The organism is Halovibrio salipaludis (assembly GCF_002286965.1).
Lineage (GTDB): Bacteria > Pseudomonadota > Gammaproteobacteria > Pseudomonadales > Oleiphilaceae > Halospina > Halospina salipaludis.
This window is the reverse complement of record NZ_NSKD01000002.1, coordinates 221,332-235,150: the sequence shown is the minus strand read 5'-3', so window position 1 is coordinate 235,150 and position 13,819 is coordinate 221,332. Positions and strand designations below refer to the sequence as shown.

The window sequence follows — 13,819 nt, the reverse complement described above, 5'->3', positions numbered from 1 at the left end:
CTGCATAATAGGGGTTGGATTGCGCTGGCGCCATTGGCAAGGGGTTAAAGCCATCACCCTCCTCCAGTCACGCCTTCTCCATAATCCTGCAGGCGCAGTTCCTCGGGCCTGAAGGTCAGCAGCTTCTCCGTCGCCTGGACGAGCACGTGCGCCACCTTCTCCGTGGCCTCCAGGGACACCCGTTCGTCCGCGGAATGGGCCCAGTCGATATCGCCGGGCCCATAGACGACGGTGGAAGCCCCGGTCAGCCGCACCCAGGCGGACATGTCGCAACCATAGGGCGCTCCCGTGATGCGCGCCGGACGCCCGAAAACCGAGGCCGCCGCATCCGCCATTGTGGTGACCAGTGGATGCTCCATGGGGGTATGCGCGGAGCCGAAACCGGACGCCATGAGCCGCGCCTGGGGCGGATTCTGTTCCAGCCAGGGATCGCCCGCGCAGGCCTCGGCAATCACCCGCTGAACCCGCGCCTTGGCCTGCTCCACGGTTTCGTCGAGCGTCACCCCGACGCGGATCTCCGCCGTCAGCCGGTCCATGACGCTGGACGACCAGTTACCGCCGTTGATCAGCCCCACGTTGGTGGCGTACGGCAGGTGCAGGGCCCGCATCAGCGGGTGGTCCTCGGCGTCATTAATGCGTTTTTCGTCCTCGCGCAGGGCCCTGTGGATCGCCAGGTAATGATCCAGAGCGCTCTCCCCCAGATGCCGACGGCTGGCGTGGGCCGCCAGTCCCATCACTTCCAGGAAGAACGACATGGCGCCGGCATGGGCAACCACCAGCTTGGGGGACCCCTCGTCATCCAGGGTGGGTTCCGGTACAACCACGGCATCCGGATGCCAGCCCCTGCGGATGGCTGCGAGCGTGCCGAGGCCGCTGTCCTCTTCCGCCGGCACGCCCACGAATACAACCCGGCCGGCGAAATCCCGTGGGCCCAGGGCAAAGGCCTCGAAGGCTTCCAGAGCCGACACTACGCCGGATTTCATGTCACTGGCGCCACGTCCATAGACGGTATCGCCGTCCATATACCCTGAATACGGATCCATCGTCCACTGGTTGATATCGCCCGGTGGAACAACGTCCAGGTGCCCGGTCAGAACCACCGTGGGACCCGGCTTGCGCCCCCGCACCACGCCAACCACAACCGGCAGCCAGGCACGCTCCACCTCATGGCCCGGGTAATTGGGATCCGTGAGGACATCCGCAATACCCTCGTTCCAGTGGTCCACCTCCACACCGAGCTCATTGAGCCACTCGGCAAGCCGGGCGATCACCGCATCCTCCTGCCCGGTCACCGACGGGATCCGGATCAGGTCCACCAGCCGCCGCCGAACCCGGGTGGCATCTATGTATTCGCAATGGTCCGTCATAACAGGTCATCTCTTTCTGCTTACAGGGGGTCCCGGACGCCCGGCTCCTAGAGGTTCCGGCGTGGAATCAACCGATCCCAGTCATGCTCATAGACCAGCTCCCCGTGCTCATACGCCCTGAGCGTGGCCTCAATCCGGAACGCCTCGGGGGTGCAACTCATACGCGTCCAGGTTTCGGTGTTCACTCGCCAGTCATCGCGGAAAAAACCCATGCGCCAGAACGTCTCAGCCTGGGCCGAATTAACATCGTCGCCCTCGATCCGGTAGCGCTCGTAACCACTCTTCTGGACATCCGTACCGGTGGCATCGATGTGGAATATCCCCTCGGAATCATCGACCTCCAGCGTATGGGCGTTGGCATCAAAATCGTAATGCAGTGACCAGTTGGTGGCCTCGGCCTCGATTTCGGTCATTACTACGTGGGGGGCGCCCTCGGGCGGCGCAAACTCGGGGAGTTGCCGATCAGTCTCACTGGGCGGGCGTACCGGCAGTGTCAGGGTGCTGACCTCCGACCAGAGGGTCAGTGCTGTAGCGTCCGGGGACGGCCAGATCAGGGGCCAGTAATTTGAGCTTACACTGACGCGAATACGATGGCCCGCCGGGAAATTCTGGGCAATGTCATTGAGCTGAATGCGCACGCGATAGGTCTCACCGGGCACCAGGGACGCCGGCTCGGCGTGGCTGTCCCGGTGGCTGAGGTTCAGAACCCCGTAGGTTACCCGGGTTGAGGCACCGTCCGGGGCCACGTCACACAGCCGAACCGCGACCTGGGCCTCAGGCTGGTCACTGGCCAGAACCAGCTCCACCACCGGCGGGCCAAAGATCTCAACCGCTTCCGACAACGGCTCCGTATCAAAGCACAGGGAATCCCCATCCGTCTCGCGCTGGTCCCCCGGCATGTCCGGCCCTGCGGAATAGGAACACCACTTGCCGGCACTCAGGCCGGTGCGCAGCGGCGACTGGCACAGAAGTGGTTCACTGGTGCCTGCCGTGCCGTCGTGCTCCAGACCGTTGCGGGTCAGGCGGAGCTCGCGGCTTTCGATACGCGGGCTTGGCCACTCGCTCTCGGCGATCCAGCGCCCGGGACGCTCCACGTAACGGGTCGCGGGCCGGATACTGTCCTGCATCCACACCCTGACCTGCGGCTCATCCATGATGCCGGTCGCCTCATCCTTGAGCCAGTGATCCCACCAGCGCAGCGTGTCCTGGAGGAAGCCAATGGCGGGACCGGGCTGACCCAGGTGCGGGTACTTATGGCTCCAGGGACCCACAAGGCCCTTGCGGGGCACATCCAGATGCTGCATCAGGCGGAAGACGCTGTTGGAATAGCCGTCGGCCCAGCCGCTCACCGCATAGACCGGACAGCGGATAGCGCTGAAATCCTCGCACACGGACCCGTGGCGCCAGAAGTCATCGCGCGTCTGGTGACTGCTCCAGGTCTCCAGCCAGAGCCCACTGCCCCGCAGACGCTGGAACCAGTCATCGCGCCAGCCATCCCCGAAGAGGCGCGGATCCGGTGGGCAGCTGTTGTGGGCGAACATGACCCCAGCCCAGGAAACATTGTCGCTGAGCATGCAACCGCCCATGTAATGCACATCGTCGGCATAGCGATCATCCGTGGAGCACACCGTCAGCACCGCATACAGCTCGGGCGGCTGAAGGGCGGCGATCTGGAGGCCGTTAAAACCACCCCAGGAGATCCCCATGATGCCGACACGGCCGGTACACCAGGGCTGCGCGGCGATCCAGCTCAGAATCGCCAGTCCGTCGTCGAGCTCCTGTTGCGTGTATTCATCCGTGAGCACACCCTCGGACTCGCCGCTGCCACGGATGTCCACCCGCACACCGGCATAGCCATGGCCCGCGTAATAAGGGTGATTGATGGAATCTTCCTTGGTGCGCAGGTCGGCCTTGCGGTAGGGAATGTATTCCAGGATGGCCGGTACCGGATGCGCCTCGGCATCCTCGGGCAGCCATATCCGCGCGGCAAGATGGCAGCCGTCCGGCATGGGAATCCATACGTTTTCCAGCTCCCGAACCGCCCTGGGCCAATCGCTCCTTGTGTGCATTCACATCTCCTCGAACGACAAGGCAATATTAGAGCCGAGCCGGGTAACCACCCGGGTCGGCGAACACGGCGGCCTCAGCGGTCAGGACCGTCTCTGAGGTCAAAGCTGAGCCGCTCAGCAATAGCATTATAGTTGGCCATCAACTGCTCGTGGGTGTCAGCGCCCACATAGACCAGCGCCAGCACGTAGCTGTAGCTGTCCTGATCGTGCAGCTCCGACAGCCACATGCCCGGATGCACATCCAGCTCCACGTAGGTGCCGGGGTAATCCTCGGCAATCGCCGCCAGTGTCTGCCCGGAAGGCACATCGGCCACCCAGGCGTCCTCATGCCGGCGCAGCCAGAAGGCGGCGGCGCACTTGAACCTGCCCCGGGCAGCCGGGAATTTGGGGTCGTGACCGAGCGCCAGCTCAACCGCGACCTGATGATTGGAGACCCCGTGCACCTTGTCGAACAGGTCGCTGTGGTGCTGGGCGATCCGGGTGTTGATCTCCAGCAGGCTGACTTTATCCGTGCTGCTGTCCCAGAAGAACTCAATGTTGAACGCGGAACCATCGAAGCCGATGCGCTGCAGCGTTTTGCGCGCCACCTCCTCCATCCGCTCGGTGACCGACTGCGGCATCTGGGACGGGTACTGGTAGCGGGCGAAGGAAGAGCTGTTGGCTTCCCGCACCGAGTCCACCACCCCGTGCACATGGACTTCGCCCTGATGGACATAGCCCTCAAGGGTGCACATATCGCCCGTGAGCAGCGCTTCCGCCAGACAGTAATGACCGCCGACCGCCGCGATATTGTCGGGCAGCTCAACGTACTCGAGGATCCTGTCAAAAGGCTCTGCAATACGGTTGATGTGCTCCCGGATCTCGGCCACTGCCCGGTGGAAGGCGGCCTCGTCGTCGATGCGGAACCCGAGATAGGAGCCCGCCGATTTCACCGGCTTCAACCAGAACGGATACTCAAGCTCGAGCTGGGTCTCGGGCGAGTCGAGAAAGGGATCCACCAGCTGGAAGCGGGGAATGAAATCCGGCACGACCGCTTGCTGCTCCAACCGGCTCCAGTACTTGTGCTCGCACTTGAGCATGGCCCGCAGGTCCAGCCCCGGAAGCCCCAGGCGCCCGGTCAGAATGGGCAGGATGGTGCTCACCGGAAAGTCCATGTAGCCAACGATGGCATCCGGGGCCGGATCCGCCTCCTGGAGCTGTTTCTCAGCCCGGCTGAGCATGGATTCAATGGGGAAGTCGTCCGCGTAAAGGATCTCTTCGGGCGTCAGCACACCATGGAAACGGTAGTTCTCCGCGCCCGGCAGTGACTCCAGCTTGGCCCGGTTGAACTCGTTCATGCCGAGCACATACACCTGCTTGACGGCGTTATCTCTTGGGGATTCGGAACTCATCTCGGTTTCAACCTTCGACAGAGCGATACAGGAGGAGCATCGGTTAAAGCACGACGCCACGCAAGGGTTTTGATACGCTGGATCAAGAGGTCCTTATAAGCACTTTCCCCCGACCAGAGGACGGAGACCGCAATGGCCCAATCGAGCAAAACCCCTGAAATCGGCGTTGTCCTGGGCGATCCCCGGCTGCCCTATCCCTATGCCGTGGATAACCGGTTCGGTTACGAGGAAATCGAGGCGGTTCGCCAGCTGAAGACCTCACTCGCAGAGCTGGAGGGCTATCACTTCACCTTCTACGACGACCACGAGCGCCTGATCGACGACCTGCGCAGCGACAAGCCGGACCTGGTACTCAACCTCTGTGACACCGGCTTCCGCAACGACTGGGACCTGGAGCGCAACATTCCCGCATTCCTTGAAATGCTTGGCATTCCCTACACCGGCGCCGACCCCATGGGCATCAGCCTGGGCACCGACAAGGCCATCGTGCGGGCTCTGGCGGTGAGCCTGGACATCCCGGTGCCCAACGAAACCTTTGTGGATCTCACCGCCGACCCGCTGACGCTGCCCACCTCCTTTCCGTCGCTGATCAAGCCCAATGGCGGCGGTGGCAGTTTCGGCATCACCGAAAACTGCGTTGTGCACGACGCCGCCGAGGCGCACACCTATCTGCAGTGGCTGGCGAGGCAGAACCTGTATCCGCCGGAAGCGATCTGCCAGGATTTTCTTACTGGCGATGAGTACACCGTGGGCATGATCGGCAACCCGGCCAGCGGCTTTACCGTGCTGCAGCCCCTGGTGATCGACTACAGCAGGCTGGGCTCCGACCTTCCGCCCATCCTCACCCACGGCTCCAAGGCGGACCCGGACTCGCCCTACTGGGACAAACTCAGTTTCCAACAGGCGGAGCTGGACGACGTCACCCGGGGGCAGATGGTCGACGCCTGCGCCAAGCTGTTCAAGCGGCTGGGTTTCCGGGACTACTCGCGCATTGACTTCCGCTGCGGCGCCGACGGCGTGCCACGGCTGATCGACGCCAACACCAACCCCACCTGGTACTGGGACGGCAAGATGGCGATGATGGCCTCCTGGGCGGGCTACAGTTATGCGGACATGCTGCGCATGATCCTGGAAGCCGCCCTGGCGCGCAGCGGCGCCCATCGATAGGCGGGCGGGGGAAACCCCGCGCCACCGCCTGCTAGATCAGATGGCGGGGAATCCACTCGTCCCACTCGCGCTCGAAAAACAGCGCATCGCCATCGTAGGCATGAAGCGTCGCGCGTAGCCGGAAATGCTGCGGATCGGCCGTCAGCCGGGTCACGCATTCCACCCGCGCCGACCAGTCGTCGCGCTGCAGAACGCAGTTCTGGTCAATACGGGCCTCGGCCCCGCTGGCGTCGTATTCATGGGTGCGGAACCACTTACCCAGGCTGTACCCGGCCGTGAGATCAATATCCTCAATATAGGCCAGGGAGGCACCGCCGAAATCACCACCCTCGTTGTAGATGCGGTAGGTGGTTTCGTTATTGATCAGGTTACGCTCCACGGTGCGCCGGAAATCCCCGGAGCTGAGCGCTTCCGGCTCGGACTGAGGGCCGCGCTCCGGCGGTTCGAAGGGACGCAGCTGCTCGTCCTCCTCGCGCGGCGGGCGCACAGGCAGGTGCAGTGAACTGACGCCGGTATGGAGCGTCAGGCGAACGGGCTCCGGTGCCGGCCAGATCATGGGCCAGTAACTGGTGGATACCGCGAGGCGCATGGTGTGGCCCGGGGCGAAGGCGTAGGCAACATCCTTCATCTGCACGCGCACACGGTAGCGCTTGCCGGCTTCCAGGGGGGCCGGGTGTTCGCGGCTTTCACGCTGGGTGAGGTTGAGTACGCCCCAGGTGACCCGCGTCGAGGCCCCGTCCGGCGCCACGTCATTGAGGCGCACGATCACGTACGCAACCGGCCGGTCTACCGTTACTTCCAGTTCCGCCACCGGTGCGCCCAGGATCTCGATGCGTTCCGAAACCGTATCGCCGTCAAAGACCAGGGATTTGCCGTCATCTTCCCGCTGGTCGATTGCCATCTCGCCTTCACCACCAAAGCCGTACCAGTCACCACCGGCCAGCCCCGTGGTCTCGGGGGAGGTAATCCGCATCCGGTCCTCCGGCTCCGCCCTGCGCCCCATTGACAGCACATTGAGATACAGGGTTTCGTTCTGGATGCGCTCAGAGGGCCAGCTCGGCTCCGCCACCCAGCGCCCCGGACGGTATTCATAGAGCGGTGCGGGCGGCACATGCTCCTCCATCCAGACGCGCATCGGCGGTTCGTCCATAATGCCGTTGTCGATATCCTTCAGCCAGTAGTCCCACCAGCGCAGCATCTCCTGGAAGAAGCCGATGGCCGGTCCCGGCAGCGCGTTGTGCGGAAACGCGTGGGACCAGGGCCCGATCAGCGCCTTACGCGGCGCACTCAGGCCTTCCATCATGCGGGGAATGGCATTGGGGTAGCCGTCCGCCCAGCCGCCCACGGCATAGACGGCACACTGGATGTCATCGAAGTTCTCGCAGACCGAGCCATGTTTCCAGTAGTCATCGCGCTGCTGGTGGCCCATCCAGACCGCCGGATACAGGACCTGGTTCTCCAGCCGGTAACGCCACTGTTCGCGCCAGTCATCGCCGTAGAGCGCCGGATCCGGCGGAAAGGCCGCCGTGGCGAAGAACACCGAGCCCCAGTTGAGGTTCTCGTTCAGCAGGCAGCCCCCCATGTAGTGGGCATCATCCGCGTAGCGGTCATCCGTGGAGCACATCGTGATGATCGCCTTCAGGCATTCCGGCTGGTGCGCGGCTACCTGCAGCGCGTTGAACCCGCCCCAGGAGATGCCGAACATGCCCACCGGCCCGGAGCACCAGGGTTGGCTGGTGATCCAGTCCAGCACCGCGAGGCAGTCGTCCTGTTCCTGCTGCAGGTACTCATCCAGGATAAGCCCGTCCGAATCCCCGGAGCCGCGCAGGTCAAGTCGGATCGAGGCGTAGCCATGCCCGGCCAGGTAATGGTGCAGGGGCTCGTCCCTTAACCGGGTGAAATCGCGCTTGCGATACGGCATGCATTCCAGGATGGCCGGTACCGGATGCTCTTCGGCGTCTTCCGGCAACCAGATGCGGGCGGCCAGACGGCAACCGTCGGGCATGGTGATCCAGGTATTCTCGATTTCACGGACGGTGCGGGGGAACGAATCAACAACCTTCATAGAACATGCCTCACTGGCAAATGACGACCCTGGGTCGGGCGGAACGGCTGTCGCGTGTACTGCGATTGCGAACGCTGCGAGTATAGCAGAACCAGCGTGGAGCCAGAGGCCGTAAAACGCTCACGGGCAACGAAATTTTCGTTCCTTCCCCGCCGCTGGACGCGCCCGGTACAGGTCAGCTGCCATGACGGCGCCGCTGGTCCAGAAACTCTTTCAATACCCGCCCTGTTTCGCTCTCACTGCCCGCTCCCGCAAGGGCTTCCGGCGGGCCTTCAGCAACCACCCGGCCGCCCCCGTCACCGCCGTCCGGGCCCATGTCCAGCACCCAGTCCGCCTCGGCAATCAGATCCAGGTTGTGCTCGATCAGCACCACGCTGTTTCCGGCGTCCACCAGCCGGTGCAGCACATGGATCAACCGCTCCACGTCCGCCATGTGCAGCCCGACCGTGGGCTCATCCAGGATGTAGAGGGTGTGGGGCTGGTTCTGGCGGCGTACATCCGGCCGCGCCCGCGCCAGCTCGGTGACCAGTTTCAGGCGCTGGGCCTCGCCGCCGGAAAGCGTCGGGCTCGGCTGCCCCAGGCTCAGGTAGCCCAGCCCCACCGCCTGCATCAGCTCCAGCGCGTGGTGGATCTTTGAGTGCGCTCGGAAGAACTCGACGCCCTCGTCCACGCTCATGCGCAGCACTTCGCCAATATGCTTGCCGCCATAGGTGACAGCCAGAGTTTCCGGCGTGAAGCGATCGCCCCCGCAGACCTCGCAGGGCACGGACACGTCCGGCAGGAAGTTCATCTCCACCCGCTTCAGGCCCTGGCCGTCACAGCCCGGACAGCGCCCCTCCTTGGTGTTGAACGAGAAACGGCCGGCGTTGTAGCCGCGCAGGCGCGCCTCCTCGGTGCCGGCGAACAGCTTGCGGATGCCGTCCCAGATGCCCACGTAGGTGGCCGGGCAGGAACGCGGCGTCTTGCCGATGGGCGTCTGGTCCACCTCGAACACCCGGTCCAGGTTCTGCCACCCCTCGATGCGCCGACACCCACGGGTCGTGGGCGTCTTATCCCGTCCTGCCCCGTTCAGGACTCGCAGGTTATCGTGCAGGATGCCCCGCACCAGTGAACTCTTGCCGGAGCCGGATACGCCGGTGACGCACACCAGCCGCTCCAGCGGCAGGCGTACGTCCACCCCACGCAGGTTGTGCAGGCTCGCCTCGCTGACGTAAAGCCAGTGCTCCGCCTCCGCCGGCCGCCGTTCCTCGGCAATCAGCGGGTGGCGGATGGGATCGGCCAGGCAGCGGCCCGTGGTGGATTCCGGATTGGCCTCCAGCTCCGCGACCGTGCCCTCGGCCACCACGCGCCCGCCATTGACCCCGGCCCCGGGGCCCAGGTCAATCACGTGTTCCGCGCGGCGTATAGTGTCTTCGTCGTGCTCCACCACCAGGATGGTGTTGCCCTTGCCTTCCAGCCGGCCCAGGGTGTCCAGCAGCATGCGGTTGTCCCGCGGGTGCAGGCCGATGGTGGGCTCGTCCAGGATGTAGCACACGCCCTGGAGGTTGGAGCCCAGCTGGGCGGCGATGCGGATGCGCTGGGCTTCGCCGCCGGAGAGCGTGGGCGCGGCCCGGTCCAGGTTCAGGTAGGCCAGCCCCACCTGCTGGAGGAAGTCCAGTCGGGCCCGGATCTCGGGCATGATGTCCTGGGCAACCTCGGCATCCCTGCCCGTCAGTGCCAGGGCCTCGAAGCGCCCGGCTGCCTCGGCCACCGAGAGCGCCGTGTATTCCGCGATGTTGCGGTCGCGGAAGTAGACCGACAGCGCCTCCGGCTTGAGCCGTCGCCCGGCACAGGCGCGGCAGACGCCGGGCTCGTGGTCGTCGTCCGCTTCCAGCCAGACGGACTCCTCGCCGGTCTGCTCCTCATCGAAACCGCTCAGGGCCAGGCCGGTGCCGTAGCAGGAGGGGCACCAGCCGTGCTTGGAGTTGTACGAGAACAGGCGTGGGTCCAGCTCCGGAAAGCTCTGCCCGCAGCCCGGGCAGGCGCGCTCGGTGGAGAAGATGGTCTCACCCGCGCCCGTCAGCAGCTTCATGGTGCCGTGGCCGTAGGCCAATGCCTCGCCAATGAGCCGGTCCAGCGTCGCCTCGTTGCCCGGCGTTACGGTAACCGTGCCCATGGGCAGGTCAATGTCATGCTCCTGGTGGCGCGCCAGGCGCGGCCAGTTGCCCGTGGGCTGGTACTCGCCGTCCACCCGCAGGTGCTCGAAGCCCTTCTTGCCGGCCCAGGTGGCCAGGTCCGTGTAGTAGCCCTTGCGCGCCACCACCATGGGCGCCAGCAGCGTCGCCTCCCGGCCACGGGCGTCGCGCAGAATCCTTGCCCGGATCGCCTCCGGCGTCTGTTCGTCGATGGGAATCATGCAGTCCGGGCAGTACTGGGTGCCCAGCTTGACGAACAGCAGCCGCAGGAAGTGGTAGAGCTCCGTCATGGTGGCCACCGTGCTCTTGCGCCCGCCACGGCTGGTGCGCTGCTCGATGGCGACTGTGGGCGGGATGCCGAAGACCGCGTCCACATCCGGCCGCGAGGCGGGCTGGACGAACTGGCGCGCGTAGGCGTTCAGGGATTCCAGGTACCGCCGCTGGCCTTCGTTGAAGACGATGTCGAAGGCCACCGTACTCTTGCCGGAGCCGGAGAGCCCCGTGAGCACCGTCATCTGGTTGCGAGGGATCCGGATATCCACGTTCTTGAGGTTGTGCTCACGGGCATGGTGAATGGTGATCGCATCCGGGTCACCGCTGTAGGGCGCCGGTGCCTCCGCCACCATGGGCTGGCTTTCGGCTTCCGCGCCCTGCCCCAGGTAGTCCCGGAGTGCTTTCCCGGTGTGGCTGCCGGGCACCGCCATCACCTGCTCCGGGGTACCGCTGGCGACCAGTTCCCCGCCCCGGTCACCACCCTCGGGGCCAAGGTCGATCAGCCAGTCCGCCGCCGCCATCAGGTCCTGGTTATGCTCGATCACGGCCAGGGAATGCCCTTCGGCCAGCAACCGACGGAAAGCGCCGAGAAGCGTGGCCACGTCGTCCATGTGCAGGCCCGTGGTGGGCTCATCAAACAGGAACAGCAAGTGGTCGCTTGCCCCCTTGCGACTGGCGGCTTTCGCCAGATGGCCGGCCAGCTTGAGGCGCTGGGCCTCCCCCCCGGAAAGGGTCGGCACCGGCTGGCCCAGGCTCATGTACCCCAGGCCCACCGCCTGCAGCGGCTCCAGGCCCTGCAGCACTTTCGGGTAGTCCGCAAAGAAGCTGACCGCCTGGTTCACGGACATCTCCAGCACATCCGCAATGGACTGCGGGGGCACCGGGCTTTCCGTGGACGGCGGCAGCGTTATCTCCAGGATCTCGGGCCGGAAGCGCCGCCCGTCGCAGTCCGGGCAGCGCAGGTAGACGTCGCTCAGGAACTGCATCTCCACATGCTCGAAGCCGTTGCCGCCACAGGTGGGGCAACGCCCATTACCGGCATTGAAGCTGAACGTCCCCAGAGTGTAGCCGCGCTCTTTCGCCTCCGGCAGGCCGACGAAGACCTTGCGGATGGCATCGAAAGCACCCACATAACTGGCCGGCGTCGAGCGCGTGGTCCGCCCGATGGGCGACTGGTCGATGAGCACGGCATCATCGATACGCTCGTGGCCCTCAATGGCATCATGGACCCCGGGTACCTCCCCGGGACGACCCTTGAGCTCAGCGACGGCGCGGTAGAGTACGCTCTCCATCAGGGTGGACTTGCCGGAGCCGCTGACGCCGGTAAGCACCACCAGGGCGTTCAGGGGAAGATCAACGTCCAGGTTTTTGAGGTTGTGTTCGCGGGCGCCACGAATGCGGATGGCATTCTCAGGATCCACGGGGCTAGCGCTAGAGGCCTTTTCGCCTGCGTTCACTTGGCGGCGACCGGTCAGATAATCCGCCGTCAGTGACTGGCTGTCCGCCATGAGCTCACCCGGCGAGCCTTCAAACACGATACGCCCGCCCTGCTCACCCGGCCCCGGGCCCATGTCGATGATGCGGTCGGCGGCGTGCATCACCTGCGGGTCGTGCTCCACCACCAGCAGGGAATTACCGGCATCGCGCAGGCGGTGCATGACGCCGATGATCCGGTCCATGTCCCGTGGGTGCAGGCCAATGCTGGGCTCGTCCAGAACGAACAGGGTATTCACCAGCGAGGTGCCCAGCGCAGTGGTCAGGTTGATGCGCTGGACCTCACCGCCGGAAAGCGTGCGCGACTGGCGGTCCAGGGTCAGGTAATCCAGGCCCACGGCCACGAGGTACCCGATGCGTGCCCGGATCGCATCCAGAAGCAGGTCCGCGGCCTCGTCCAGGGGCGCGGGCAACTGAATACGCTCGAACAGCGCCGCGACCCGCCCCAGCGGCAGGTTCATCAGATCCGCCAGGTTCAGGCCCGGCTGTTGCTCCAGCGTTGATTCCGCCAGGGTGACGCCAACGGGCCGGAAGCGCTCAGCCGGATCAACCACCGTATCCGCATCCGCCTTCGAGCCCAGCCGCCAGAGCAGCGACTCCGTCTTCAGACGGGCGCCATCACAGGTGGGGCAACGGTCGTAGGAGCGGTAACGCGAGAGCAGCACCCGGATGTGCATCTTGTACGACTTGCTCTCCAGGTAGTCGAAGAAGCGCCGCACGCCGTACCAGCCGCCACGGCTGACGTTCCAGCGCCAGTTCCTATCGCCTTCGATCACCCACTTCCGGTCAGCTTCGGGCAGGTCCCGCCAGGGAATGTCTGTGGCCACACCTTCCATGCGGCACTTCGTCATCAGATCCTGCTGACACTCGGAATAACTCTCCGTCTGCCAGGGCTTTACAGCGCCTTCTTCAATTGATTTCGAGTCATCCGGAATCACCAGTCGGTAGTCGATACCCATGACCCGCCCGAAGCCCCGGCATTCCTCGCAGGCCCCCATGGGCGAGTTGAAGGAGAAGCTGTTCGGGATGGGGTCGGTGTAGTCCCGGTCGCAGTCCGGGCAGTGCAGGCCCCGGGAATAGAGCCATTCCGCCTCGGGTTCACGGTTGTCGTCCAGCGGCTGCACGATGATCCTGCCCTGACCGGCCCTGAGGGCGCCCTCAATGGCCTCGGTGAGGCGATCCCGCCGGTCCTCGGAGAGCCGCACTCTATCCTGTGTGACGCGCAGTGTGCCGTCGTCGAGCGTCTCCACGCGGGTGTAACCCTGGCGTTCCAGTTCCGTGCGCACCCGGTCCTCGCCAACATCCCCCGAAAGCGCCATATCGAAGGCGATCACCGCACGCCGCCCCGCGCCGCGTTCCAGCACGTCGGCGACGATGCTGTCCTCGCTGTCCCGCCGGACCTCGCGCCCGCAGCCGCCGCAGTAGAGCAGCGCGGCCCGCGCGAACAGCAGCTTAAGGTGGTCATTGAGTTCCGTCATGGTGCCGACCGTGGAGCGGGAGTTGCGCACCGGGTTGGTCTGGTCGATGGCGATGGACGGCGGGATGCCCTCAATCGAATCCACCGCCGGCTTGTCCATCCGGTCCAGGAACTGCCGGGCGTAGGGCGAGAAGGTCTCGACGTAACGACGCTGGCCCTCGGCGTAGACGGTGTCGAAGGCCAGCGAGGACTTGCCCGAGCCACTGGGGCCTGTGACCACGGTCAGCTCTCCCACGGGGAGGTCGACGTCAAGGTTGCGCAGGTTGTTCTGGCGGGCACCGCGGACGCGGATGACGTTCTGGTTTCGACTCATGGACGACACAGCTCAAACGTTGGAAAGAC

Annotated in this window: 6 protein-coding genes; 1 reads left to right on the top strand and 5 read right to left on the bottom strand. The window is 64.9% G+C overall.

Annotated features, from left to right (window positions below; genetic code table 11):
• Positions 1-53 precede the first annotated feature (53 nt).
• From CK501_RS05835 to CK501_RS05825, 3 genes are all read right to left on the bottom strand, one after another.
• Positions 54-1,367 (bottom strand): M20 family metallopeptidase, encoded by a 1,314-nt coding sequence (locus tag CK501_RS05835; RefSeq protein ID WP_095616808.1) that lies wholly within the window; start codon positions 1,365-1,367, stop codon positions 54-56.
• Positions 1,368-1,414: 47 nt separating this feature from the next.
• Positions 1,415-3,436, bottom strand: coding sequence for a CocE/NonD family hydrolase (locus CK501_RS05830; protein ID WP_095616807.1), 2,022 nt, complete (start codon positions 3,434-3,436; stop codon positions 1,415-1,417).
• A gap of 74 nt (positions 3,437-3,510) precedes the next feature.
• Positions 3,511-4,827: an ATP-grasp domain-containing protein gene (locus CK501_RS05825; protein ID WP_095616806.1), complete on the bottom strand. Its 1,317-nt coding sequence runs from the start codon at positions 4,825-4,827 to the stop codon at positions 3,511-3,513.
• 132 nt (positions 4,828-4,959) lie between these two features.
• Here CK501_RS05825 and CK501_RS05820 point away from each other — a divergent pair, with 132 nt between their 5' ends.
• Positions 4,960-5,994, top strand: a complete 1,035-nt coding sequence (locus CK501_RS05820; RefSeq protein WP_095616805.1) for a D-alanine--D-alanine ligase family protein — start codon at positions 4,960-4,962, stop codon at positions 5,992-5,994.
• 31 nt (positions 5,995-6,025) lie between these two features.
• Here CK501_RS05820 and CK501_RS05815 read toward each other — a convergent pair whose 3' ends face one another.
• Entirely contained in the window at positions 6,026-8,059 is a 2,034-nt protein-coding gene (locus tag CK501_RS05815; protein WP_095616804.1) for a CocE/NonD family hydrolase, read from the bottom strand.
• 175 nt (positions 8,060-8,234) lie between these two features.
• A complete protein-coding gene (uvrA, locus tag CK501_RS05810) occupies positions 8,235-13,790 on the bottom strand; it encodes an excinuclease ABC subunit UvrA (protein ID WP_095616803.1) in 5,556 nt (1,851 codons plus the stop codon).
• Between the last annotated feature and the right edge of the window lie 29 nt (positions 13,791-13,819).